General features: G+C 51.2%; 30 protein-coding genes. 16 read left to right on the top strand and 14 right to left on the bottom strand.

Annotated elements, in window-relative coordinates; translation table 11 throughout:
- Positions 1-103 precede the first annotated feature (103 nt).
- From MBOO_RS01995 to MBOO_RS02010, 4 genes are all read left to right on the top strand, one after another.
- Entirely contained in the window at positions 104-799 is a 696-nt protein-coding gene (locus MBOO_RS01995) for an MBL fold metallo-hydrolase (RefSeq protein ID WP_011991395.1), read from the top strand.
- 49 nt (positions 800-848) lie between these two features.
- Positions 849-2,249 (top strand): MFS transporter, encoded by a 1,401-nt coding sequence (locus MBOO_RS02000; RefSeq protein WP_011991396.1) that lies wholly within the window; start codon positions 849-851, stop codon positions 2,247-2,249.
- Positions 2,250-2,313: 64 nt separating this feature from the next.
- Positions 2,314-2,754 (top strand): MarR family winged helix-turn-helix transcriptional regulator, encoded by a 441-nt coding sequence (locus MBOO_RS02005; RefSeq protein WP_157677563.1) that lies wholly within the window; start codon positions 2,314-2,316, stop codon positions 2,752-2,754.
- 151 nt (positions 2,755-2,905) lie between these two features.
- Positions 2,906-3,742, top strand: coding sequence for a nitroreductase family protein (locus tag MBOO_RS02010; protein ID WP_011991398.1), 837 nt, complete (start codon positions 2,906-2,908; stop codon positions 3,740-3,742).
- A 128-nt stretch (positions 3,743-3,870) separates the two neighbouring features.
- On the opposite strand, the gene MBOO_RS02015 is transcribed toward MBOO_RS02010, so the two are convergent.
- Positions 3,871-4,707, bottom strand: coding sequence for a class I SAM-dependent methyltransferase (locus tag MBOO_RS02015; RefSeq protein ID WP_011991399.1), 837 nt, complete (start codon positions 4,705-4,707; stop codon positions 3,871-3,873).
- 174 nt (positions 4,708-4,881) lie between these two features.
- Between MBOO_RS02015 and MBOO_RS02020 the strand changes: the two genes are divergently transcribed.
- Both MBOO_RS02020 and MBOO_RS02025 read left to right on the top strand, forming a co-directional pair.
- On the top strand, positions 4,882-5,100 hold the full coding sequence (locus tag MBOO_RS02020) for a hypothetical protein (RefSeq protein WP_011991400.1): 219 nt from the start codon (positions 4,882-4,884) through the stop codon (positions 5,098-5,100).
- A 95-nt stretch (positions 5,101-5,195) separates the two neighbouring features.
- A complete protein-coding gene (locus MBOO_RS02025; protein ID WP_232385617.1) occupies positions 5,196-5,483 on the top strand; it encodes a hypothetical protein in 288 nt (95 codons plus the stop codon).
- 398 nt (positions 5,484-5,881) lie between these two features.
- Here MBOO_RS02025 and MBOO_RS02030 read toward each other — a convergent pair whose 3' ends face one another.
- The 5 genes from MBOO_RS02030 to MBOO_RS02060 form a co-directional block, all read right to left on the bottom strand.
- A complete protein-coding gene (locus MBOO_RS02030; protein WP_011991402.1) occupies positions 5,882-7,012 on the bottom strand; it encodes an acyltransferase family protein in 1,131 nt (376 codons plus the stop codon).
- Positions 7,009-7,581: a hypothetical protein gene (locus MBOO_RS12930; RefSeq protein WP_011991403.1), complete on the bottom strand. Its 573-nt coding sequence runs from the start codon at positions 7,579-7,581 to the stop codon at positions 7,009-7,011. Before MBOO_RS12930 ends, MBOO_RS02030 begins: the two co-directional genes overlap by 4 nt.
- A complete protein-coding gene (locus MBOO_RS02040; protein WP_011991404.1) occupies positions 7,578-8,075 on the bottom strand; it encodes a MarR family winged helix-turn-helix transcriptional regulator in 498 nt (165 codons plus the stop codon). Before MBOO_RS02040 ends, MBOO_RS12930 begins: the two co-directional genes overlap by 4 nt.
- A 602-nt stretch (positions 8,076-8,677) precedes the next feature.
- Complete coding sequence (locus MBOO_RS02055; protein ID WP_011991406.1) at positions 8,678-9,007, bottom strand: hypothetical protein; 330 nt, start codon at positions 9,005-9,007, stop codon at positions 8,678-8,680.
- Complete coding sequence (locus MBOO_RS02060; RefSeq protein WP_232385618.1) at positions 9,004-9,225, bottom strand: hypothetical protein; 222 nt, start codon at positions 9,223-9,225, stop codon at positions 9,004-9,006. Before MBOO_RS02060 ends, MBOO_RS02055 begins: the two co-directional genes overlap by 4 nt.
- Before the next feature lie 256 nt (positions 9,226-9,481).
- Here MBOO_RS02060 and MBOO_RS02065 point away from each other — a divergent pair, with 256 nt between their 5' ends.
- The 4 genes from MBOO_RS02065 (at position 9,482) to MBOO_RS12935 (ending at position 14,482) form a co-directional block, all read left to right on the top strand.
- The gene (locus tag MBOO_RS02065; RefSeq protein ID WP_011991408.1) at positions 9,482-9,706 is read left to right on the top strand and encodes a type II toxin-antitoxin system HicB family antitoxin; all 225 of its coding nucleotides are present in this window, start codon (positions 9,482-9,484) and stop codon (positions 9,704-9,706) included.
- Positions 9,703-9,852: a hypothetical protein gene (locus MBOO_RS13745; RefSeq protein WP_157677564.1), complete on the top strand. Its 150-nt coding sequence runs from the start codon at positions 9,703-9,705 to the stop codon at positions 9,850-9,852. The genes MBOO_RS02065 and MBOO_RS13745 overlap by 4 nt, the downstream gene beginning before the upstream one ends.
- A gap of 186 nt (positions 9,853-10,038) precedes the next feature.
- Entirely contained in the window at positions 10,039-11,532 is a 1,494-nt protein-coding gene (locus MBOO_RS02070; protein WP_011991409.1) for a hypothetical protein, read from the top strand.
- 649 nt (positions 11,533-12,181) lie between these two features.
- Positions 12,182-14,482, top strand: coding sequence for a response regulator (locus MBOO_RS12935; protein WP_011991410.1), 2,301 nt, complete (start codon positions 12,182-12,184; stop codon positions 14,480-14,482).
- A 335-nt stretch (positions 14,483-14,817) separates the two neighbouring features.
- Here the strand turns inward: MBOO_RS12935 and MBOO_RS02080 are convergent, their stop codons facing one another.
- The 6 genes from MBOO_RS02080 to MBOO_RS02105 form a co-directional block, all read right to left on the bottom strand.
- Positions 14,818-15,066, bottom strand: a complete 249-nt coding sequence (locus MBOO_RS02080) for a type II toxin-antitoxin system RelE family toxin (protein WP_011991411.1) — start codon at positions 15,064-15,066, stop codon at positions 14,818-14,820.
- A complete protein-coding gene (locus MBOO_RS02085) occupies positions 15,060-15,326 on the bottom strand; it encodes an AbrB/MazE/SpoVT family DNA-binding domain-containing protein (RefSeq protein ID WP_011991412.1) in 267 nt (88 codons plus the stop codon). The genes MBOO_RS02080 and MBOO_RS02085 overlap by 7 nt, the downstream gene beginning before the upstream one ends.
- Positions 15,327-15,680: 354 nt before the next feature.
- Positions 15,681-16,418 (bottom strand): SDR family oxidoreductase, encoded by a 738-nt coding sequence (locus tag MBOO_RS02090; protein ID WP_011991413.1) that lies wholly within the window; start codon positions 16,416-16,418, stop codon positions 15,681-15,683.
- A gap of 43 nt (positions 16,419-16,461) precedes the next feature.
- A complete protein-coding gene (locus MBOO_RS02095) occupies positions 16,462-17,235 on the bottom strand; it encodes a DUF169 domain-containing protein (protein WP_011991414.1) in 774 nt (257 codons plus the stop codon).
- A complete protein-coding gene (locus MBOO_RS02100) occupies positions 17,232-18,071 on the bottom strand; it encodes a DUF169 domain-containing protein (RefSeq protein ID WP_011991415.1) in 840 nt (279 codons plus the stop codon). Before MBOO_RS02100 ends, MBOO_RS02095 begins: the two co-directional genes overlap by 4 nt.
- An 18-nt stretch (positions 18,072-18,089) precedes the next feature.
- The gene (locus MBOO_RS02105; RefSeq protein WP_011991416.1) at positions 18,090-18,767 is read right to left on the bottom strand and encodes a flavodoxin family protein; all 678 of its coding nucleotides are present in this window, start codon (positions 18,765-18,767) and stop codon (positions 18,090-18,092) included.
- A 100-nt stretch (positions 18,768-18,867) separates the two neighbouring features.
- On the opposite strand from MBOO_RS02105, the gene MBOO_RS02110 reads away from it, so the two are divergent.
- The 5 genes from MBOO_RS02110 to MBOO_RS02125 all read left to right on the top strand — a co-directional run bounded on the left by MBOO_RS02110 (position 18,868) and on the right by MBOO_RS02125 (position 21,424).
- Complete coding sequence (locus tag MBOO_RS02110; RefSeq protein ID WP_011991417.1) at positions 18,868-19,329, top strand: MarR family winged helix-turn-helix transcriptional regulator; 462 nt, start codon at positions 18,868-18,870, stop codon at positions 19,327-19,329.
- 277 nt (positions 19,330-19,606) lie between these two features.
- Positions 19,607-20,110, top strand: coding sequence for a hypothetical protein (locus tag MBOO_RS02115; protein WP_011991418.1), 504 nt, complete (start codon positions 19,607-19,609; stop codon positions 20,108-20,110).
- 82 nt (positions 20,111-20,192) lie between these two features.
- Complete coding sequence (locus MBOO_RS14040; RefSeq protein WP_011991419.1) at positions 20,193-20,363, top strand: hypothetical protein; 171 nt, start codon at positions 20,193-20,195, stop codon at positions 20,361-20,363.
- The gene (locus MBOO_RS02120) at positions 20,347-20,847 is read left to right on the top strand and encodes a hypothetical protein (RefSeq protein WP_011991420.1); all 501 of its coding nucleotides are present in this window, start codon (positions 20,347-20,349) and stop codon (positions 20,845-20,847) included. The genes MBOO_RS14040 and MBOO_RS02120 overlap by 17 nt, the downstream gene beginning before the upstream one ends.
- Entirely contained in the window at positions 20,840-21,424 is a 585-nt protein-coding gene (locus MBOO_RS02125; protein WP_011991421.1) for a hypothetical protein, read from the top strand. The genes MBOO_RS02120 and MBOO_RS02125 overlap by 8 nt, the downstream gene beginning before the upstream one ends.
- A 28-nt stretch (positions 21,425-21,452) precedes the next feature.
- Here the strand turns inward: MBOO_RS02125 and MBOO_RS02130 are convergent, their stop codons facing one another.
- Positions 21,453-23,123, bottom strand: coding sequence for a PAS domain S-box protein (locus MBOO_RS02130; protein ID WP_157677565.1), 1,671 nt, complete (start codon positions 23,121-23,123; stop codon positions 21,453-21,455).
- Complete coding sequence (locus MBOO_RS12940) at positions 23,059-23,640, bottom strand: response regulator (protein WP_052291884.1); 582 nt, start codon at positions 23,638-23,640, stop codon at positions 23,059-23,061. The genes MBOO_RS02130 and MBOO_RS12940 overlap by 65 nt, the downstream gene beginning before the upstream one ends.
- Before the next feature lie 714 nt (positions 23,641-24,354).
- Between MBOO_RS12940 and MBOO_RS02140 the strand changes: the two genes are divergently transcribed.
- Positions 24,355-25,344, top strand: a complete 990-nt coding sequence (locus MBOO_RS02140; protein ID WP_011991422.1) for a ligand-gated ion channel — start codon at positions 24,355-24,357, stop codon at positions 25,342-25,344.
- Positions 25,345-25,423 lie beyond the last annotated feature (79 nt).

Raw genomic sequence — 25,423 nt, forward strand, 5'->3', positions numbered from 1 at the left:
CTATACATTTTGTGAGCACAGGCTAAAATTGTTAGTATCCCCTATAAATTGACATACATGGGATCTTTGTAGTGAAGAAACACAAAAAGGGAGCTGAAAGGTTATGGAGATAGTACCGGGAATTCACCAGATTGATGGGGTAAATGGTAATTGTTTTATTATTGTCCGGGACGAACTGACACTTATCGATACGGGAATGCCCAAAAACAGCACAAAAATAATAACATATATTCAGGATGTTCTTAAGCGGAAACCAACAGACATCAAAACGATCGTCCTGACACACTTTCATATCGATCACGTGGGCGGCGCGAGCGAGCTCAAAAAACTGAGCGGCGCGAAAGTGGCTATTCACAAAAAGGATGCGGACTACGTTTCCGGCAGGAAAACCCCACCTGTCCCGAGGGGTGTTAAGGGAATGATCGTTAAAGTTCTCATCCCCTTGTTTTTCGGATCAAGGCCTGTTGAACCGGATATATATCTCAACGATGGTGACACCATCGCTGGTCTCACCACCCTTCATACACCCGGACATACACCGGGAAGTATCTGTCTTTTTGATCCGGTATCAAAAATCCTGTTTGCAGGGGATCTGTTGAGGTTTGACGGGACTAACATCAAAATGGGACCCCTCAATTTAGACCAGGGTGAGGAACAAAAATCAATCAATAAAATTGCCGCAATTGATTTCGATATCATGTTGTCGGGACATGGAATACCTCTGCGACCCGAGGCATCGGTAAAGATCAGGGAGTTCGCAAAGAGAAATACCTGGAAAAATGGATCCCCGGGAAAATGAAAAGAGAGACTTTTTTAGAAAATTATTTGCCGGTTCCCGGGGATGATGAATGAATACATCCAACTTGCCTCAACCCGCCGAAAGTAAAATAGCGTTCGACTGGCGGTTTGTAACACCGCTGTATATCGGCTCCGCCCTCAATCCTGTCAACACTTCGTTCATTGCCACTGCCCTGGTGCCAATTGCAGCGGCCATCAACGTTCCGGTCGGACAGACTGCTGTTCTTGTCGCGGCACTCTATATCGCATGTATCGTTGCCCAGCCGGCAGCCGGAAAATTATCGGAGGCATTTGGGCCACGGAGGGTGTTCCTTGCAGGTATTCTCGCAGTACTTGCCGGAGGAGTGCTGGGTGGATTAGGCCATGACCTCGCAACGCTGATCGTATCACGGGTCCTGATTGGTGTGGGCACCTCGACCGGATATCCTTCGGCAATGCTTTTGATCCGACAGCGGGCCGAATCGGCCGGGCTGACCGGGCCCCCGGGAGGAGTGCTTGGCGGCCTTGTGATTGCCGGAATGGCGACTGCGGTTATAGGTCTGCCCATTGGCGGATTCCTCGTCGCCGCCTGGGGCTGGCAGAGCGTGTTTTTTATTAACGTCCCGCTGGCTCTCGTGGCGCTCATTATGGCTGCATCTTGGATCCCCCGGGATCCGCCATGCAGGAGCATAAAGACGCTCCGTGACCTGGCAACCCGCATTGATCTGGCCGGCATCACGGTCTTTAGTGGCGCGATGATTGCCCTTCTGGTCTTTCTCATGTCACTGCCGGATCCGGATTGGGTTGTTTTAGGCGTAGTTATTCTGCTCGGTCTGGCCTTTGTCTGGTGGGAAGGACAGGTGAGCCAGCCTTTTATTGACCTCCGTCTGTTAGGAACGAACCGGCCATTGATACTCACCTATGTGCGCTTTGCCCTTGCGATGCTGTGCGTCTACACCGTAATGTATGGTGTCACGCAATGGCTTGAGATCGACAAAAATATTTCGTCCGCTGATGCAGGATTCATCATTTTGCCCATGAGTCTCATATCCATTGTGCTAGCGTGGCTGGTCTCGCGGCTGAACCTCGTGCGCACTCCCCTTATTGTGTCTGCCGTTGCCTGCCTGGCAGGTTCTGCGGGCGTATTTTTATTCACCACGGCGACGCCGATACTCTGGATCGTTATAATCACGGCGATCTTCGGGATTACCATGGGGATGTGTGCCAGTGCGAACCAGACAACATTTTACACCCAGGTAACCGCAGATCAGATCGGTACCGCTTCAGGCCTGTTCCGTACTTTTGGGTATTTTGGCTCGGTTGCATCGTCGGCCCTTATCGCGATATTCTTTAATCCCGATGTCAGCGATCAGAGCCTGCATTCAATTGCTGCAGTACTGGTGATCCTCAGCGTTGTGGGACTGCTTATTGTCATTGCCGACAGGAAAATCATGGCTCTGGCAAAAGTATAGCAGGATTTTCCATGATAATTAATCCCTCATTACCTTAATGTCTGAACTGGTTCTATGTACTGCTATGGAGTTAAGGGATCTGTTTGCCCGGTTTATCGAACGGTACAAACATGTTACCATTGAGGCAGATAAGATCGAAGAGGAAAAGATTGGCTTTTGTGATCTTACCCTCAACCAGTTCTATTATTTACGGGGCATCCAGCACAACGACAGTATCACCTTAACTGAGCTTGCCCACAAACTCGGCGTCTCAAAACCTTCGGCCAACGCCGCGATAACAAAACTCATGAAGGACGGGTTTGTTGTCCGGACCCGGTCCGATGTTGATCAACGTAAATTCCTCCTGACCCTGAGCGAAAAAGGTTGCCAGGTTTTTAAACACAAGCGGCGGGTTTTTGAGGCATTTATAGAGCAGATTGAGAAAAACACAACAGAAAACCAGCAAAAAACCCTTATCAAAGCATTTCGGATTATGATTGAGTGCTCATCAGAGGAGAAAGAGTGAATCAATAAAATTAGTTAGTTAGGCTAACAAACTATTTATTATGCCCATGCATACTTTTGGGTATGCAAAGTAAACGATTCAAATCTGGTATGAGAAAAATTGAAGAAACTGACGGCAATGCCGATCTCACATTTTCAGGAGGGGTATCCTTATGATCGGAATAACCGTTGATCGTGATCTCTGCACCCGGTGCGGGATCTGTTCTGAGGTTTGCACAACGCAGATTATAGCACGGGCACAGAACGATACTGCGCTTCCGGAAATCCCGTTCTCGAAGGAGGCAGGGTGTCTGTCCTGCGGACATTGCGAAGTGTTCTGTCCGACAGGGGCGCTGACCCGCGAACACAAGGAAGGTGTGCACCTCCGACATGCAGCAGCGCCGGGATCGATCAATCCGGAAACTCTTGGTACCTACCTTAAAAGTCGCCGCTCGATCCGGTTATACCGTCCCGATCCGGTGGCCAATGAAACCCTTATGCAGATCCTTGGCATCGCCCGCTATGCTGCGACCGGGAGCAATTACCAGCCTGTCGAATGGGTAATCGTGAACGATGCTGAAAAAGTCCATACCATAGCCGCACTTACCATGGATTATTTACAGGAATCGGGGAAAAGTGATCATCCTATCAGTGGATACATCCCGTTACTCACTGATTACTGGAACAAAGGGATCGATATTGTCTGCCGGGGCGCCCCGGTTCTTATCGGCGCCCATGTTCCCACGGGCACAGCGGATTCCACAGGTCTGGTAGAGACCGATGCAATCATCGCACTTACCCATGTCGATATCACCGCCCCGGCTTTCGGGCTCGGAACGTGCTGGGCTGGCCGGCTGGTCAGTGTTGCCCAGAATTACCGTCCCGTAAAAGAAGCCCTCCACATCCCGGACAACCGCAAGCTTGCCGGCGCGATGTTGGCTGGGTATCCAAAATATAAACCGGTGCGCATCCCGGAACGAAGCAAGCCACTCAAAGTGACGTGGATATAATGGAAGTTTTAGCGGTCCTGATGAGTTGTCGTATCAGGATTTTGAGGGATTCCTTCTAATCTTTATATCGTAATTTTTTATCACATTTTTCACAGGCTCCCGTTAATCTGTCAGAACCCCTCTATCGATTATTCGGGAATGCCAGGTTTTCGTGCCCATAAAGTAAAAACCATATCGCTCACGTAGAGTGAACTGGCCTTTGTCCGTTCGTCAATAAGACGTTGTTCAAGCGTTTCGAGATCGATCTCCTCTTCCGTGGCAACGCCCTTCTGGATAATCCGGGGAAGCATCGCACGGATGATAGCTACTGTTGGGTAGTTAGTTTGAGGGGTTTGAATGATTGATTCGGCGCGGATGTGTTCAACCGTAAGGCCAGCCGATTCGAGGATGAACGGAAGGTCGAACCCTATGTGTGTGTTAGCGCCTTCTTTCTCGATTGTTTTCCGGATCCAACCGTTTACCTTCTCTTGAAGAGGTAGAGGCTTCAGTCTGCCGGGGACCATAGTGTTATCGTGTTCCAGGAACGCAACTACGCCGCCGGGTCTCAATGTTGCAGATATCCTTCGAATGGCATCTACCGGTTCGGGCAGATACATGATCACGCGCCTGGCGACAGCGGCATCGAACTGGCCCGGTTCTGGCGACAGTTCGCAGATGTCCCTCTGAATGAAAGTGATATTCGGGAGATCGAGCTTGCGAATCCGGTCCCGTGCGATCTCCAGTGATGGCCCGTCCCGATCAATACCGATGACGTGTCCTTCCTTGCCAACCAGTTTTGCGAGCAAATGTGAGACATCGCCACTACCGCAGCCAACGTCAAGGACATGCATTCCGGGACCTATGCCGGCATCAACCAACATGCGTTTGGTCATGTCATCAACAGAGTCCGTCAGTGATTCCTTCCGTACCAAACCCTGTCCAAGATCCCTCCCTCGGAGATTATTATCAGATATTTTTGTTTTCATTTCGTCGCCAAAGTGTCGTTTAGTTATAGTCTTTAATGAATCTCTTGGTATTTTCTTTTATACCGAATGACCTGCATTCAAGAAACCAGCATTCGCTGGTCTTCGGTGAAAAACACTTCCGCCCCGCCCACGCCCGGATCCTTATCCCCCTCAGCGAATCAGGGATCCGGGCCTATGCAGATCGAGCTCCGCAAGGATCTGGCACTTCAGCCGGGTACCTTCTCCGCAGTCATTGCACCCGAAAAGATGATGATTGACGCACTCAACAGCCACGCGGACCTCCAGTGTTTCCTCTTCCTTTACATCGGGGGAAATTACTCGCGCATCCTTGCCGGCATCAACCGGTCCTCAAAGAGCTTCGAGGTCCGGCGCGGTTTCACCGCCCACCGTTAAGCGGTGAAAATAATTCAGTCCTCAAAGCCGGAGGAACATTTTTTTCACGATTTTCTCCGAATGTTTTTATACAAAAAGTTAAAATGATTTTTATCATGCCACGAGGACGCCCCAAAGGATCGAAAAACCTGAGCCCGTACGAACAAATAAAAGCCAGAAAGATCCGCGACAACCTGGCAAAGGGCGGAATAACAGATTTTGACAATCTCCGGGATGCGCAGATCCTTCATAGCATTTACGTCAATACCGATGGAGAAGTTTTTGTGAAGTACGAAATCTCCCGGCACCCGAGAATAAAAAATTCAGAAAAGAAAAACGACAAAGGCGAGAAACTTATCCGCAAAATGGAAAAAGATCTTTCAGCCCTCCGCGAGACCCTGTAAACAGGGGTCGAGAGGGGCGAGTGAAAATAAGCCCGAATTGGGCTCAGATTCTGATTTTTGGATCTCCGCCTCTCACGGAAATACCCGTAAATCGCTTCTTTTTAGTTCGCGTGGAAAAGGATCTCAAATAAGGCTTTAATTGCCGAAATTCGCCCGATTTCGATGTCAGCTATTGGCCGCCAAAGGCCCTAGGATCGAGGTCAATTTTGACCCCTACTTTTACCCATCTGACTCCCTGATCGGCCTTAAAAACGCGAATATTGAGGATTTTTTCTTCGACGCAGGGCGGATGAAAACGGGCAAATTGAGCTCTGTTTTATTTCCCCTGAAGCCGGAATCTTCCTTGAATTCCCACGGTATATCCGGATATACCTCTCCATGCACAGGGCATTGGATCTCTATCCTAAAACATATTTTGCATATGGCAGCCGTCGTATCACAAAATGGCTGAGGGCAAATGAAAGCAGTACGCCAATGGATCCAACAAGAGCAAACTTGATGAGTGAGTCCATCGCAACACCGATCAGCAGGTACTGCAGGAAGACAACGACCGGTAACTGTATCAGGTAGACCGTGTAGGTATTCTCTGAAAGTGCCTTGGTAAGAGGACTCCCCTTATTGAACCGTTTCTTAAAGAGTGCAAGCAACGCAATGCACATGCTCACGCACATAAACGCTTCCCAGAACGATCCGATCAGGGAAGTGACTGTGAGACCCCCTGAGAACATGGCGCCATTAGTAACGAAATAAACCAGTGGGAACAATCCCACCATGATCACGGCCATCACCGACCACAGCTTCCCGGTATATGCCGGAATTGCGCCAATCCATCCCTCCCGGTATGCCACGATACCCGCGATAAAGAGCATCACGTACTGGACAATATGGTACGGTTCGAACAGGTTGAATGCCACCCAGGAATTCTCCGGCCACCAGATCCGTACGACAAATGAGAGGAGTGCCATGGCCCCGGTAAAGGCAAGAACCGCTTTAGTCCCGGGGAAATCCCGCAGTTCAGTGAGGGACGGCTTTTTCACCAGCCAGTATGCAACATATGCCGCCGAGAATACAAGCAGCAGTGCCACGAACCACAGGTGTCCCGGGGAAAACAGAGGATAGCCGAGCAGCAGAATACCCATCACGGGAAAGACAATAAACATGAATACAAGTATCGGCACGCCAAGTTTTACCAGGCGATCCTTCATGAACAGGACAGCGCCTTTCTTCTGCAAAGATGCCGGTATGAAATATGCGGAGAGCATGAAGAAAAGGCCCATGAAGAACGACGCGTTTACCGTCATGAAGATACCCAGGACGACAAAGTCAACAAAACCGGAAGGTTCCTGGGGTATAATCCACCAGCCGCCCGGGCCATAGGGCTGGGCCGCATGGTGAAGCACCACGAGAGTTGCAAGTAGTATTTTGAGATTATCGATGAAAAAAATACGGTTTGCCGGGCCCGTATCTGGTCCACTCCCGGCATCAGCACCGGATCTGTTCCCCTCTGCTTTCCGCCGGGGATATATCATTGAACCATCACCGGAATTTTTTTCCGAACATGTTCCGGATACCAGAAGGTAAATAGCGCCGCGGCCGCGAGGAAAATATACGTGCTCACCTGTGCAATGCGCCCAATAAGTGTCGGAGTAAGAAACGCAATGCCGCAGAACCCTAAATTAACCAGGAAAACGCCTCCCCATACACCAGTTATCAGGACATTTGCCCGGATAAAGCGTGGTTTTTCCCAGAGCGTCCGATCCACCATCTCGCGGGCGTACTGCAGCGTGAACGGCCTGCCGATGAGGATCGATCCAACGGTGAATACAGCGAGTGTTGTATAGATGAGTATTCCCATGTAGGGAATGAGCCAAGCTATGCCGAACACACCGATCGCAATCAGGGAAACGCTGAAGATCGCCACGTTCACCCATGCCATCATCATACCTTTGCGCAAGTCGGATCGGCCGACAATAAGAAATGCGGCAATCGCCGCAATAAGCGCTATCATGACACCGGAGACGGAAGTCCCGGCAATCCCGGCAATAACTCCATAGATAACCAGCGGGAGGAAACCAAGAAGCACGCCGCCGTTTTTCATGATGTACCTTCCCTATTAGGAAGTGTAGAGTCGATCATCTCTTCGATAAATCCAAAAACCTCGAACAGGAACCTGACTTGTTCTTCGGTCAGTTTTTCGATCTCAACCGAAAGCCGTTCAAACTCTTTTGCGTGATATTCCCGATGCCCAATGTGTACTTTTTTTCCTTTTGGGGTAAGGCTGAGCAGGATTTCCTTGTCATTGCCGGGTTTATGGTACCTCTCGATCAGATCTTTCTCTTCCATTTTTTTGGCCAGTTTGGAAATTGCCCCTTTTGTTACTCCGAGCTGAGCTGAGAGGTCAGTGATATTGATACCGGGATTGTTACCGATTGCACAGACTGTGTGGATCTCGGAAGAGAAGAGCAGACCGCCAGTCCCAAAATCCTGGGGAGCACTCTCACTTCGGAGTATCTTGTTGGTAATCCGGTTCCATTGTTGAAAGAGTTTTGAGATCTGTGGATCACGATGAGCGTCATGGGGTTTAGTTGACATAGTATACAATATTGTTTACCGTGGAAACCATATAATATTTACCATTTTTCTAAAGTAGAATATCAGGGACTATCCTTGCCGGATTCAGGTTTATTCTCCTGTTCAACCCAATCCAATCCGGCCCCGTATAGGGTTCCAATATCCTTTTTCTGATCCCGACCCCTCACGGAAATACCTGTAAACCGCTTCTTTTCAGTTCGCGTGGAAAATAACTGTTTTAATTGCATATTTCGCCAAAATACGCCAAATTTGAGCCCCATATAATGCCCATAATCGGCCATAGAAGCCCCAAAAACGGCCTCTGTTTTTGGGATCGACCAAAAACCCGTTTGAGATGAGATCCGGGCAGGAAATGGCCTTTATGAGGTCCGTTAAAATCGTCCGATTGCAAAAATACGGCAGGAGTGGGCTTATTTTGGAAAGCGGGGAAACGGAGCCCGATACGGGCTCCGATGGGATCCAAAAAGGGTCATCCGGGCTCAATCCGGGCCCGGATTTGGGCAGGTGGTACGAGGGGTATACCGCAGTGGAAGAGGGGGGAGCGTAAAGGGTGCAAAGAACCCCGGGCCTGGTTGTCAGGGAAGGGATTGAGATCCCTTTGGTTAATACCCGAACCTTCGCTCGTACTCTTTGTGGGGAAGCCATTCAAGGATCAGGGCAACGACCGTTTTCCCGTCACCGGCAACTGAGTACATCAGTCGCCAGTTCTTGTGAAAATTGTATTTCCAGAGATTATCGATTCCGTACTTTGTGATATAAGATTTGGGGATCAGGCGCTTTGGGATCTGGATCCCACAAAATGCATTGAGAGCGAGTGCATCGAACGCTTCATTAAGGCAGCGATAGATTTCGGCATCCTCTGCCGTTGAAGCTGCAAGTGCAAGAAAAGATTCTTTGATCCGGTCGTCAGCGAAAAAAACGGCGGCTCTCATCGGATCTTCAGATCACTGTTGTCGAGCAGGCGTTTTATAAGTTCCGGATTATAGATCCAGCAGATTTTTCCCTCTTTATCCGCTGCAATCTTCCCGGAATCAGTGAGATACCCGATGATCGTGGAAAATGTCTGGTACATCATCTTTCGCGGAAGGTTTTCCCACAACGCCCGCTTTTTGTATTCCCCGCTGTGCTCCTGTATGAACGATTCCACCATCAGTACGGTGTCTAACTGAGGAGAATGGGCGGTTTTTGTTCCGGATATCATCACCGGGATTTTGTTATATAACTATATATAACATCTGAACCAGGGAAGAACCCCCGGCTCAATCCGGGCCCGATGGATACAGGCCTATAATGAGGGAAAGGAACGGCCCCCTCGTCTTGCGGCCCCTGCCCCTTTTCTCGCATCTCCCCAATCAACCTTTACTACCTGCGAACCCCCACTTGAAAGATCAAAGGGGAAACGGGCTGTGCAGAAAAAATACCAGGTTGTCATTGAACCCGGCGAGGACGGCTGGTTGGTGGTCACTGTTCCGGCCCTGCCCGGCTGTATCACTCAGGGAAAAACGATCTCAGAATCGGAAGCAAATGCCAGGGAAGCCATCGAAGGATACCTTGAATCGCTCATCAAACACCAGAGAAAAGTACCCGATCAGCGCCGGGTACGTATCCGCGAAATCGCTGGAGAAGTATGACAGGGACAAAAAAGCTCCCGCTCCTCCCGGCAATCCCGTCCGATAAGGATCAGATTATTTTCCGGAAAGCCAAAATCGGGATCGATTACGAGAACCCAAACAATGCATGGAAAGAGCACGCGAAAAAAAGGCTGATGCATGACTGAGCTGGCACAGGGATCCGTTGTTCTTGTTCATTTTTCCTTTATGACAGGATCCTGTCCAGGATGCGCCCGGCTCTCCCGGGGCGTAATTTCGGCATTAATATATACTTCCCCTCTTACACTCCTGTACTATCTTCCAGTGCAGGATCCGATTGTTAAGGCCAGTTTTACCGGGTGTGATATACAAAGATGAATCTCCGTGCGTTTTTTGTTGCAGCTTTGATCGTGGTTGTGCTCCTGTCCATAGTGGCCGGGCCGGTAGCGGGGAGTTATACGACTCACGTTGTCACTCCGGGTGAATTTACCAATGTCACGTTCCAGGAATTTATGAATGGATCAAGTGTAGTGCAGGATCCGGTTCCATTGGATAATTACGATACGATTGTCTTTAACCCGGGATATTACGCCCTGAATAATATTATTATCATGAAAGATAATCTCATCTTTCAGTCAAATTCAACGTCGGGCACGACCCAGAACACCATTATTGACGGGCTCGGTGGAAATTATGGAATGTTCTGGAATATTTCATCATCCGGACCTACGAATCTTACCTTTAAACACCTGACACTGCGGAATGGTTATTCAACTCAGTCAAATATTGGCGGTGCCCTGGGCACGTATTCAAGTATAACCATCGTCTCGTCAGATTTTATTAACGATACGACGGATAACAGCAGAAAAGGCGGGGCTGTTGAAATCCATACTGATGGCCAGAATCTCACGGTTACCGGATCAAATTTCACTGCGTGCCATTCAAGTCAGGGGGGCGCTCTATCCGGCGACGAGAGTGCTTTTGTTATTGTCAATTCGTCATCATTCACCAACTGTTCTGCCTCGGGTTCCGGAGGCGCAGTTTATGCAACCCAGGGGGGGGTAATGAACTTCTGCCGGTTCGGGAATGTCACCTCTGGTGATGGGAGTATTATTGATGGAGGCTCATCCGGACATGCCAACGAATTAGATTTGAACGAGAACTGGTGGGGAACAAACAATCCGGATTTCCTGACACTGACACAAGGGCACTCGATACCCTCCGCATACCTGGTCCTCGGGATTACCGCCACGCCGACAGGGATCACCACCGCCCAGACCAGTTCCCTCCGGGCAAACCTCAGTTACGACAGTACCGGCGCAATTGCGGCAAACAACATCCTCCCGGATGGCATACCGGTCATCTTTACCCTCTTGTCCGGGCCGGCGGGGTCGGCACTATCCTCAGGCCAGGTCCTGACCTCAGGTCACGCGGCTGCCACAACGTTCTCATCGCCGGCGGCCGGGACCGCACAGGTCAACGCTTCCGTTGACGGCTTTAACGTCTCGGTCAATGTTTCGGTCACTGCAGCGTCATCATCCGGCGGTGGTGGTGGCGGAGGCGGCCGCACCGATTACTGGGTAAAGACCGGCACAAATGATGTCGGGTACGTGGGAACACAGCCCACGCCGCTGGGGTTTGGCCCGAGCCTCACACAAACAATCCCGCCGACTCCGGTCCCCCCGACAATGACTCCTGCGGTGATCCCCACAACCCCGGTCCCGGTGCCGACCCTCCCTGACCAGATCAGAGCGCTGCTCCAGGCGTACTTCGCCTGGATCGTCCTGGTCGTCATCCTTATCGTCATCGCCATAGTCATGAGGAGATGGTGGATCCGTCGCCAGAATCCGGCGCTGTTCCGGAAATAGGATTGATACGGATCCCTGAAAAACCGGGCAACTACCTCATCGATTTTTCGTTTTATTCCGGGGCTCTGTTCACTTGTTGAGAGATAGTGTGTTTTTCGGGCATAGAAAAATTGATCCTCTCACAATAAGGTAACAGAGCCGGGCGTACTGCCATCATTTTCTCAAAAGGGGCGGGTCCCGGCAGCGAATTACCGGGCCTCTCCCTTATTGCGGGTATCGCGATCGCAATACTCGTCGTGGCCGTTTTTTTTATCGGGGGCGCTGGTGGATAGAAAGGCAGAACCCGGCGCTGTTCCGGAAATAGGATTGACTTTTTTTTAGCCGGCCACGAACAGGGCCTTCCTCGTTTGCCTTCACAAAGGGTTATGCCGGACACTACAGGTGACCGGGTCTTGCGGCTTAGCAAAAGTGGAATGGATCGATGAGGAGAGCGGGATAAAATTGTGCGGGAGGTGTTATGGGAGGGGGAAGCAGGCTGATGTAACACTGCCGGCTGTTTTGCTGCCCGTTTCAATCTAAAAAAAATCCGGTGGACAAATGTCTCCCTTTTCTGCCGGTTTTTTTGTCTGCAGGTCTTGACGGTCGCTCGGACATAAAACTATATCAAATGAGTTTTCATAGAATACCATATACTCTTAAAAGAGGCCAGATGTATCGGATCCTCTATGTCGATGATGAACCCGGACTCCTTGAAATCGGCAAACTCTTCCTGGATAGCACCGGGGAATTTGACGTAAGTACACTGACCTCTGCCGAAAAGGCACTGGAGTCTCCTGAGATCCTGTTATTCGATGCCATCATATCCGATTACCAGATGCCCGGGATGGACGGGATCTCGTTTTTAAAAAATATCCGGAAGCGTACCAAGGATGTCCCGTTTGTCCTCTTTACCGGCCGGGGAAGAGAGGAAGTAGTTATCGAGGCCATCAACAGCGGGGCAGATTTTTATCTCCAGAAGGGCGGCCAGCCGACTGCACAATTCGCCGAGCTGGCACACAAGATCCGGATAGCGATAGAACGCCGCAGGGCAATAGATTCAGTAAAAGATTCCGAGCAGCGGCTTACCGATATCATCGATTTTCTCCCCGACGCAACCTTTGCGATCGACACAACGGGAAGGGTCATTGCATGGAACCGGGCAATGGAACAGATGACAGGAACCCCGGCTGAAGACATCCGAGGCAAAGGAAATTACGAAGATGGCATGGCGTTTTATGGAGAACGACGGCCAATGCTTGCCGATCTTCTCCTCAATCCCGATTTTTCCTTTGAAGAAAAAACCTATACCAATGTCAGGCGTGCCGGTACAGGCATCACCGCTGAAGGGCCCGTACAAATCAGGGGAAACTCTCTGCGCTATCTCTGGGGGATCGCCGGGCGTCTGTTTGACAAAGAAGGAAAATGTACCGGGTCAATAGAGTCAATCCGGGATATTACTGAACGCAAGGAAGCTGAAAAAGAACTCCAGGCTGCATATGAACAGATAGCAGCTGCCGAGGAAGAACTCCGGGGCCAGTACGAGGAACTGGCCGCCGGTGACCTGAAGTTAAAAGAGCGGGAAGCCCAGTTATGGGCAATCTTTAAAGAAGCGCCCCATGCTATCGCCATCTCCGACAGCGCAACAGGAAAATATCTCTCTGTTAACACGCTCTTTGAACAGGGGTCCGGGCTTGCAGCATCAGAGATCCTGGGGAAGACCTCTGCTGAGATCGGTTTTGTCCCCCCGGAAGAACATGAGCTGCTCTTAAAAGAGTTTATCCGGGAAGGTGGCATCCGGCAGAAGCCCCTGACGGCAAAAATGTGGGATGGCAGAAAGGCAGATATCCTTTTTACCGCCGTACCCATTGTCCTGAGCACAAGGACGATCGTCCTTACGATGGTCGTTGATATCACCGATATGAAAAGGATCGAGGATGCCCTCCGGAAACAGGAACAGATCCTCAACGATGCGTTTGCAAGCATCAAAGACGGCATCTCTCTCCTTGATAAGACGATGACGGTCATCCGCGTCAACAAAACAATGGAGGAATGGTATTCGCATGAAATGCCCCTTATCGGCCGCAAATGCTGGGAGGTATACCATGGACGGGCCGGGCCCTGCGATATCTGCCCCACTCTTCATACACTTAAGGAGGGAAAACCTGCAAAGGAACGTGTCCCGCTGGTAGATGCCGGGGAAGTCACCGGCTGGCTCGATCTGTACAGCTATCCTGTGATCGATTCAGCTACCGGTGAGATGACCGGAGTCATCGAATATGTACGCAACGTAACCGAAGAGACAAAAGCGCAGAGGGACCTGGAGCTCGCAAACAAAAAACTCAACCTCCTCTCCTCAACTACCCGGCATGATATCCTAAATACCCTCACCGGCCTCCAGGGGCTTGTGGATAAGGCTGCATCACTGAGCACAAGCGGGGAATGCACGCACCTCCTCTCCCAGATCCGGGACCGGGCCGGTATTATCCGGCAGCAGATCGATTTCACCGGACGCTACCAGGAAGTGGGGGTGCATGCACCACTCTGGCAGGACGTTAATGTGCTCCTCTCCCGGATCCTCCCGGCAACTCCCCGTACAAAGGCAGGTATCGTCAATGATTGTGATAACGTGGAGATCTTTTCTGATCCCCTGCTGGAAAAAGTGCTCTATAACCTTGTTAACAATGCCCTTAAGTACGGGGGCCCTGACCTTACCACGGTTCATATAACCTCAGACCTGTCCGCACCGGAACTGATCATTGCTGTCGCCGATGACGGCGTGGGAATAGCAGCCGGGGATAAGGACCACCTCTTCCAGCGGGAGGTTGGCCAGAAGACCGGGTCCGGCCTCTTCCTTGCCCGGGAGATCCTCAGTATCACGGGCATTACGATCAGGGAGACCGGTACCCCGGGAAAAGGCGCCCGTTTTGAGATTCTCGTGCCGCCCGAAGCCTGGCGGAAAAAGCGGCAGTAACAGCAGAGCAGGAGGCGTGTGGTTCACTCCCGGGGACGTTCGATCTCCCGGAGATGGAACGGGGGTCCAAGGATCTCGGGAAATGCCCGGTGTGCAGCTGAGCGAAAGTGGAATGAATCGATGAGGAGAGCGGGGTGATGCCTGAGCGGGCGGTGTTATGAGAGACTCCGAACCGGGAATGGTTCCCCGACCGGCTGCATGGCACAAAAAGACGCAAAAGCGGGTGCCCGGTGCGCCAGGATCAACGGGACGCTTGCGGGACAAGACCCGATCAAACGTCAATCCTCCGGGATCATCAGGAATAGTCCTGAGGGTACTACCCCGGGATGGAGTGACTACTGTTCATCCTTGTGATAGAGTGCGAGAAAGACAATCGTGTCCTGGCGCTTATCATACCAGTACGATAACCGGAACGGGGGAATGTAAACTTCGCGGGTCTGTTTCCGGCAATACCGCATCGGTTTTCCTGTCGACGGATTCTCAATAACTTTGATGATCTGTTGCTTCACATGCTCCCTGACCCGGGCATCACTGATCTTCCGGATTGTCTTCTCAAAATGCGGGTGGTAAGCAACCGTTACCATGAATCCATCTCTTTGATGAAGTCACCTGCTTTTTTCTTCGTAAAGTTTCCTTTCGCATATTCCCCGAATGCAGTTTCGGTTTTTTCTGCAAACAGGATATCTTCCCGTAACGCCGGTTCAATCTCAGTAAGTGGTTTGAGGATGATCCGTTCTCCTTCCCTGATGATCAGGATCTTTTCGCCTTCGGGAAGATCGGTTCGCATCGAGGCGGGGATGACAATCTGGCCTTTGGAACTCATCTTGGTTATTGCAACATCCATAACAGATCAGTAAGACATGTCTTACCTGATTCCATATGAGTTTTCGTACGGTGCAGACCGGTTGGCAGAACTGCCGGCTCTCCTGGTACCCTAAGCGCGGCACTACTACCTTTTTTACCGTTCACAAGGGACTTGCCCGGATATCGTAGGCTCCCCGGTGCCGGGGCGTGGTAAAGATGGAATGGATCGAAAGAGACGGGTGTAACACTGTGCGGCGGGTGTTATGCGAGGGAGCGGAAGGGAATATCTCCACGATTACGATAAACGCCGCCGCTCTCTAAGAGTCGCCCCCGTGGCGGATCGGGAAAGAAAGAGCCGGGGCCTGCCCGACGGTGTTGGTGGTGTTTCGAATTATTATCTGCAATTTGCGAGACCAGCACTTTCACCGCCATCAACGGCAATCTCTGCCCCGGTAATAAAACTGGATTCATCAGTGGCGAGGAATACTACGACACGGGCGATCTCATCAGGGGTAGCCGGGCGGTTCATAGCAACATGTCCGGTTTCAATATCACCTGATTTGGTGGCTGGGGTCAGGACTTCCCCGGAATGAACCGAATTTACCCGAATATGGTAACGGGCGAGATCAAGGGCGGCAGACTTCGTCAGGCCGCGTACTCCCCAATGTGCAGTGACACATCCGGGCATCATAGGGTAGCCACGAAGTCCGGATACCGAAGAGATGTTTATGATAGTGCCACTTCCCGCTTTTTGCATTGAGGGGATAATCGTTTTAATACCGTAAAAAGTCCCGTAAAGATTTGCCTCGATAATCTCTCCAAACTGTTGGTTGGTACATTCATCGAACGGCACGTGGTTTACTCTTCCTGCATTATTCACGAGGATATTCACCGGCCCGTATGCATTTTCTGCAATCTCTGCTGCACGTATCCACCCGGAAGGGTCGGTTACATCAAGAAAAACAAAAGTACCCCGGGGGCCAAGAGATTTTGCAAGATTTTTCCCCTCTGTTTCGAGTACATCGGCAATGATAACCCTGGCACCTTCAGCAGCAAAGAGGCTGGCATTTGCGGCACCAAGGCTATTGGCACCGCCACTGATAAAAGCCACTTTTCCATCGAGACGTCCCATAATATTGTAACCTTCCTTTCTTTTTTTTCAAATCCTGCCGGTCTTACTTTGCCGCATGGCGGGGAAATGCGACATAAGGCCGCCGGGTAATAAACGAAGCATCGAGATTCTTTGCCATCCGCACGGCCATCTCTGCAGGGATTCCAAGCGCCATCATCTCCGGCGGGAGCGAATGGTTTTGCGTGGGATCCTGCGGACCCATGAAGGCTGTGTTTTTGGGCGTTTTCTCTGCAAGGCCGGCCGGGAAGGTGATGAACGTTGAGCAGGACGACCCCCACGGGACAATGACCGGAGAGAACGGGTCGTCCCGGTCGAAATGGATGAGCGCCGCCATGTTCCGGATCTGCTCGCCATTCCCGAAGATGCAGAGGGAGAGGACGTTTGGCAAAGGATCAGGGAGAGCTTCGCAGGCCTGGACAACGAGATACTTCCCCGGCGGGTGGATCGGCCCGGCTGCCGCCGAGCAGCGGTCGACCAGATCCGGGCTTGCTTTCAGGTACTCCGCTGCCCCACCGCGGACATCCTTCCTGCCGGTCGAGACGAAGTATTTGATATCTTCAGGCACCGTGATGTATCCCGTGTGAAACAGCCCGCCCATGCAACAGCCTTCCGTTGCACCGGCCCCGATGTAGCTCCCCGGGATCTCTCGCCCGGTCGCTATCCGGTACAGGGAGACTGCAAAGCACCGGTTGATCCCGGCCATGGGGGAGATGCCGGCAGGGAGTGTTTCTGACCCGTACACCGCCAAGGGACGAGTGGAGAGGCAAAACGCTGCAGCGAGTTTCGATCCGATCTCGCGGAAATTCGTGTTCGTCATGCAGGTGTTCCCTTTTGTTCCGCTGCAAGCCCGTTCCAGATTGGGCCGTCAAATACCCCATCCTTCGCCTCCTCCTCCATCTCAAGGAATAGAGAGTACGGCACCCCGAAGGTAAACATCTGTTTGGGAATGGTCTTTCCTACATTCTCCCGTGCAGCAATATCCGTATACCCGAGCACGGCGCGGGGATGCTCTTTTTTTGCCTCGAAATACACGGCGGCCGCAATTTGCTGGCATGCCGCCATTTGGGCAGGAACCCAAACCGGGTCCAATTCATCGCGGATTGCACCCAAAAGACACAGAAGACCGGATAACTGGATGGGATCGGCTAAAAAAATAACAGCAACAGGCTTCTCAGCCGGCTTTACCTTTCCCAAGGGGGTGAAAATTACGTACTTTTCAGCGATATCCGTGACCGGGAAATTAATCATATACTGTTTGGCTTTTTCCTGATTTTTATGAATACGTTCGCCGTGAATAAACTTTGACTGCTCCCGTTCGGGGATGTACTTCAAAATTGCTTTGTAAGCATCCGGATCCTTGCTACTTTCGATTCCCTTAGCAAAGAAAGCCGACATAAAATCTATCCCGGCACCCCCAAAGGCATCGTAGAACCCATTTCCGAAACCCAGCCCGGCCCGGGCACCCGGGCAGCCATAGGTTTCGCGATCGAAAACCACGGTTTTTCCTTTGATCGCTACCTGTGCAATAAACGGCAAAACACAGGTAAATGTGTTCGGTTTCATCTGAAGTGCTCCTTCGGGTTTAGTGTTACTCCAGAGAATGGCCATCGGCTCGTTGATGAGGCCGGCTTTTTGCGCGATGATGCTTTCCATTGTTGTCATCTCCTCTTCTTACTTCATCCAGCCCATCTGCTCGTACCACTCGTACTCGTGGGCGAACCGGTCCTTGTTGTACTTCACCAGCTGGCAGAAGTACTCCCGCTTCTGTTTATGGAGTGCATCCTGATCCGGGTAGGAGACCTCTCCCCGGATGGCTCTCACGAGTGTTTTTCCAAGATCCTGGGCCTCCCCTTCAGCCTTCCTGAGGGCAGAGGGGTCGCGCCCGATTGCAACCCCCACGCCGCCTGCGATGTTTGCGCCCAGTGTCGAGAGCGTCTTGTTCATGTACCCGATCACTTCGTTTTCACCGGATCCTCCGGCCGTGCAGACCGAGCACCCGAACTTGCCAGTGAACATCTGGCAGTGGATCGCGTCCGCCATCCGGTCAAAGAGCGCCTTCACCGGCGCCGGCACGCTGTCGATGTAGTTGGGGGCCCCAAGCACAATCCCGTCGACGTTCATCATCCGGTCGAAGATATCGGAGAAATCGTCGAGCATTGTGCACTCGCCTGTCGTATAGCAGGTCCCGCAGGCCGTGCAGTACCTGATGTTCAATGAATAGAGGTCAACTAATTCCGTTTCTGCACCCCCTTCTTTTGCCCCGGCGAGCACTGCTCTGGTGAGCCGGAGGGTATTGCTGTCCTTTCCGCGGGGGCTTGCGTTTATTCCAATTACTTTTATGACCTTCATGGAATGTGACTCCTCGAAATTGTTGATTAGTCAACTAATAGATGAGAGTTGTGCACCTATAAATAGTTGATTGTTCAACTAATTTTGAGGTTAGCAGACTGTGAGCCCGATAGAAAATAATTCAGTTACCCGATGGATTCAGGATATTAAAATTCCGGCGCCATTGATTTCATATTCCTACCGCGCTCTCCAGAAAAAATTTGCAAAAGAACTTGCACCCTATCATATTGGATGGGGACATTTTGTGATCCTTATGTCCCTGTACGATAATGAAGGAAGCAGCCAGGACGATCTTGCATTGTCACGGGGTTTTGACAAAACCATGATTGCAAAATCTGTTGTGAAACTGGAAGAGGAAGATCTCATCCGGCGCAAAACCGATCCATCAGACAGACGGGTAAAACGGCTGTATCTCACGGATAAAAGCAGGGAACTTATTCCGGAGCTTGAACAAATCGGGCTGGGAATAAACAAAATACTCTTCAAGGACTTGGATGAGAAAGAGTCAGAAGTTATCCTTGAGCATTTTCGTAAAATTGCTCTGAATGCATCGGAGATGTAAATGTATATTGGACGCCGCCGCCCCCGTAAGAACGCCCCCGCGGCGGATCAGGAATGGAAAAACCGCACTTGCCCCGCCGTGCCCCGGGAGGGGCCCTGAGGCGGGGTGACCTCCTCTTTTTTTTTATGATTTTTTTAGTTGAGGGTATATTTCACCGGAAAAAAATCCGGTGTCGTTAAACCTTACTGTTCCTCCCCCCTTTTGGTTCAGTCACGGCTAAGTACCCCAAGCTCCAATCCTGATTCACCCAAAGGCGCCCGAGGGTGAAGGAAAAACCATGACTGACTTTGTTCAGACAAACGAGATCAAGAAGTCGGTGAGGACTCTCACGACCCCGATCCAGGACATTGCAACGTTCAACTCGATCGTCGAGTCCCTGATCGCAAGCAACCCTCTTGGGTGTGTATCGTATATGAGCGCCGGGGTGTCCCATCCCGGTATCGAAAAGACCAAGGAAGCCTACACGGTCCGGCTCATCTACCAGGACAATGAGGCAAATATTGTCGGGAACGGCATGCACCGGTTCGAAAGCCTTGCCGGGTACAACAACGGGGCTTCCGCACTTCTTGCAGATACGGCCCTGTCCGCTGCACACGGCGGCATCGCCGCCCACGATATCGAGAACGACACATTCTCGGCAACGATCAAGTGCAGCGACCCGAACAGTGAAATCTACGGCCTCCTCTTGTCCCGAGATAAGGTGACGCTTTCGTCCTACGAGGATGATTCGATCCTCACTAAGGTTGAGACCTGGACGGACAGCGTGCCGGAACTGGCCTAAAATCGTGCCAAAAACGGCCGGGGTCCGGGGATTAACCTCCCCGGTTAACCCTCTCTCCTGACCGTTTTTTAAGAGGTCCACTATGGACAACGAATTTTTAGGAATTATTGTCGGGCTCGTTCTCCCGCTCTACCCGCTGCTCTTTGCCATCTACCAGAAGATCGGCCGGTACGATGAGATCGTGGAGGAGTTCAAAAAACTCCGGGACGAGCACCGGCATTTCCGGGAGAACTGCCATGGAACCGAAAACTGAAACAACACCTAGCGATGACGGAATTCCCCGTCCGGTTGCCCGGGTTACCGGCCTGTACCGGGGAACATTTGCCGGCCTCGTGCCGCTCACGGAAAGCACGCCGCTCACGCAGGACCAGGTACGGAGGTACCCGGTTTTCTACGAGCTCGACCTCAACCACGCATACGCGAACGAAAACCTGATCATTGACCTGATCTACGACAACCTCTCACCGATACGGTTGCAGGACCTGTACCGGGGCACCGACCTCCCGCGCGGTGTCCGGTTCTGGCCGGACTGGTTCAACATCCCGCCGTATGATGAGATGCACGATATTGATGGCCGCCGGGTATACCCGCGTGCCCCGGGTCTTCACACGGTCCAGATCCGGGCTGCCTGCCGGAAGTTAGCACAGATCGGAAGGAGCCGGGATTTCTCGCTGGAAAATGGCGGCTCGACAAGTCCGGTTTTTACGTTCCGGATCGCGGAGGAAACCAATGTTTGAGAACGAAGTGCAGACCCGGTGTGCCATCTGCGGCACCGGGATCCTGCTCGGCGCAATTTTTCTGCTTGCGCATTTCCCGGTCATCCTGCTTGTCGTGCCGGTCGCGGTGCTCTTCCTCGGTCTTGTTGCCGACCCGGGGGAAATCCACGCGGTCTGGAACGGGATGCTTTCAGCGATAGGCATCGTTGACCTGTCCGCACTGACCGGTACAGAGCGGGAAAATTACGCCGAAAAACGGCAGTACTTCTGGTTTGGCGAGATTGCGATGGCATCCATACTTGCCGGCGTATTTGCCGTGCCGCTCGGGATCTTTCTTGCGGGCCGGGCGGAGATTACGCTTGCATTTATCGGTGCTGCGGTCCTGTTCCTTCCACTCTTCGTGTTCCTGCCTAAGCTCATCCGTTGGGCGATGAAGGCGGATGTGGATGCAGCGATCGAGACGTTCGGGAAAAACGAGCAGGTGAAAAAAGTCTTCTGGACCATGTTTGTCTCGATGGCCGGACTGGTTTTGGCGAGAGTGCTGGACCCGGAGACGGCCCGGCAGGGGGTGGGGGTGATTACGGGGATGGGGGGATAATCCAGATCGTACTTTTTTTTCCGGTAATTTAAGAATTGCCGGCAAGTCGGTATACATCTTTTGGCACCGTGATCTCAAACCGTGCACCCTTTCCCGGCTCCCCGGTTTCCTGGATCGTGATGCCGGTGATAGCGAGAATCTCACTGACAAGGAAAAGCCCGGGTATCCCGCATTTTCCATATCCGCGTTCGAAGATATGCTCTTTTTCCTCCCCGGGTACGCCAACACCATTATCCTCAATGATGATCCGGATCCCTCCTTCGATTTCATTACAGGAGATACTGACTTCTGTCACCCGGACACCTTGAGCGAGCGTATTTTGCATCATGTGGAGAAACGCCTTTTCCAGAAGAGGATCGGCATAAACTTCAAGGCCATCGAGCGATATATGCTGTGAGATAGTACCGAAATCCAGATGAGAGATGGCCAGGCAAAAAACAAGTTCTACGTTCTGCCATATGGGCGGTTTTGTCCCCAGTTCCTGGAATTCTTTAGTCACATTCAGGCATTGGATAATATTCTGGACAAGATCCGTCTCCTTATCGAGATATTCGTGGACTTTCTTGTCATTGAATTCTTTTTTTGCCAAACTAAGATACGCGGACAGGGAAAACGCACTATTCTGAATGTCATGGCTGGTGATCGTGTTGAGCATCTTCAGTTTCTTTCTTGCAACATCAAGGGCCAATTCAGCCTTTTTGCGTTCCGTAATATCGATGGACAACACCTGAATTCCAATCACCGTTCCACTCGAATCGACAATTCTTGCGTAGATAGTCAAATACCAGCTTTTTCCGGTGGGCAGGGTGACATAATCCTCGTATTCTGACGGTTGAGGCGAGATTGCCGCATTGTGGATACGTTCGAGGTATTTTTCTGCATCATCATGTTTAATAAGGTCACGGATATGTTTGCCAATAAAATCTTCTTTTATTCCGTTGAGGCGCTTTAAGCTGATCTCATTGATGTACAGGAGGATACCGTCCGGACTCCAGTATCCGACTCCGATACCCGTACTAAACAGAAGAGTCCGATACTTTTCCTCACTTTGACGGAGTTCCTCTTCGGTTTGCTTTTGTTCGGTGATGTCAAGAGAAATACCGCCCATGAGTGACGCGCCACCGGAATCCGGAACGGAAAACTTGGTGGTTTTAAAGTATCGCTTCAGTCCATGGATATCAGTCACGGCCTCCACGGTTGACATTACACCCTGATCAAAGGCTTTTCGGTCATCGTCAGCCATCCGCTGAGCAACATCCACCGGGAGGAGATCGAACGTGGATTTACCCACAGGATCCGTCCAACCGAACAGCTCGTTGAGGAAGCGGTTGCTGAAAACAACATGGCCATCGAGGTCTTTAAGATACATCGCCGCCGGCAGTTTCTCCATAAAGAGGGCAAAACGCCGTTCACTGTCACGAAGTGCATCTTCCATGTGTTTGCGATCAGTAATATCCTCTGCATGACCGAGGATCTGGGTAACTCCCCCCAAAGAATCGCGACGAAATGGAATATCCCGGCTGCGAAGGACGCGATATGTGCCATTTGCATGCTTCATCCGATATTCGGCTTCAATTATTTCACCATCCTTGGCTGACTTCATCCGTTCATGGTGCTGCAAGACCTTTTGCAAATCATCGGGATGTAAAATTATCTCGAACAACCGGGAACCCATTGATCTGTTCTTGAGTGAATCCAAGAAAAACCGCTATTTCTCTATTGACATAGATATTACGACGCTCGTTGAGATCATAGATATAGACAAGATCCGGAGACGATTCAAGAATAGTTGTGACCAAATGCCTGCTCTTGTTGAGATTATCTGCGGCCTGGTGATGATTTACGGCACTCTTGACTTTATGGGTGAGTTCAGCAAACTGCGCCTTTGGATCGCCTCCCTTCTGGAGATAAAAGTCCGCCCCTTCATTGAGTGCCTGGATAACAATTTCTTCACGCCCTTTACCGGTAAAAAGGATAAAGGGAATATTCCCATACGTTTCCCGCACTATTTTGAGGAACTCAATGCCGTTTGTCTGTGGCATCTGGTAATCTGAGATGATTGCGTCGAATGTTCCCCCTTTGAGCAACCGGAGCCCTTCGGCAGCACTTATCGCAGTCGTTACGGTGAAATCTTCGGATCTCTCCAGGAACATCTTGGCGATCTCGAGAAGAGTCGTATCGTCATCGACATAGAGAATGCTATACCCGGTTGCCAAGACCGATTCCCTCTTTTCAAAATATGCAGGGACGATGTATAAATGTTGATGATATCTGTTCGAAGAAACCCTGCGTTCTCATAAGTAAAACAGGAACAAAAGATCCGGGAGAGAGGGTTTACTTCAACACACTGGTACACCCTTTTGGAACTGTCATATCGGATCGGGTGCCCTTTTTTTGGATTCCGACGAATTTATGCCCGTATCCCCGTATAACCCCCCCGCAGAACATCACGCCTGCAGATTGCATAGATTCAACAGATTCTCCTCAATCGATACTGTTTAATCTGCCTCACGCCATTGTCATAGCGTCAGGACTAGAAAAGAGTCATCCTCAAGGCGACAGATAACCTCTCATGGCTCTCAAAAGGGGGATACGGGGCTCCTCAAACCGGCGCTGACCTCACCTGACCCGTACCTGTCCGCGACCACCCGTTCATCCGGCACGGCATAAGGATCGGCCCTGGCGAGATGCCAGAAAAGATAGTTTTCGATGATGTACCCGTGCAGGTACAGGAACGGCTGAGCGGACTTATCAGGTGTGTACCATCATAATCATTAACCCCGGAAAAGTCATTTCATGACTCATGGGTTCCCCTGGGAGAGCCATGAGCTCAAACCCACCGTTCGACCACGCCGGGTATAGGGAGTTGCCCGGTAAAAAAATGAGGAAAAACCCGCAAACTCTTTATTTCCCGGGGAGAGCATCTTACTATGCGGCACATCCCACGGAAGATCGCATTCCTCCTTATCATTGTAGTACTGGCATTACTTTTCCTTCTCCCCCCGGTCTTTGCTGCGGACATTGCACCCTCTCCTGCAGTCCCGGCAAACACCACTCCCGCAAAGGTGGAAGTCGGGATCTTTGTCAACTCTATCAAGAATCTCGACTTTGCCCGGGGGACCTACACCATGGACTACTATGTCCATTTCCGCTGGACGGACCCTGCGATCTCATCCTCCCGGTTCGAGGTCATGAACGGCCAACCCTCGGGGGCAAATGCCCTGGTGGAGAACTATGAGGACAAATCCGGGCCAGAAAAAGAAGAATGGTACCGGGTCAGGTCGGATTTTACCATTGCGCCCAATAACCGGAATTACCCGTTTGAATCCGGCAGCCTGCCGATCGTTATTGAAGATTCCAGCCACGATACCACAGATATGATCTATGTCCCTCTCGTAAATGAGAGCGGTGTCGATCCCGTGTTTGAGCTCCCGGGATGGTCAATTGGTGTACCGGGGTTTTCCGTAATCAATCATTCCTACCCGTGGGGCGAATCCTTCTCACAATTGACCTTCAATGTCCCGGTAACCAAAAATCCGACAGACGCGGTGGTCCAGACGCTTATTCCACCGCTGATCTTCTGCATAGTCGCTTTGATCTCCTTTTTCCTGAGCGAGGAGCACCGCGAACTGATCGCCCTCCGGTATGGTCTTACGACCAGCATGTTCATCTCCGCAGTCATGTTCAATTTCAGCCAGCTGGCCTCCCTGCCGGGGATCGGGGGACTCACCCTGTTTGAAAAATTCATGATCTCCGTGTACCTCTTCCTTGCGGGAACTATTGTCGTGACCACGCTCTGTTATATCTCGCTATACACCTGGAAGCGGCCCGACCTGGCGCGACGCATCAACTGGTCCGGCCTGGCAGTTTCCATCCTTGTGCCGGTGGGGGTATTCTGGCTGCTGCTTGCAATGGCGTAGCTCTCCCCGGTTATACCTTTTTAAAAATGTCCTTTTACGTTTTTCAACAAAAACCAACGTGGTAAAAAACGGTGCCGGC

The organism is Methanoregula boonei 6A8 (genome assembly GCF_000017625.1).
Lineage (GTDB): Archaea > Halobacteriota > Methanomicrobia > Methanomicrobiales > Methanospirillaceae > Methanoregula > Methanoregula boonei.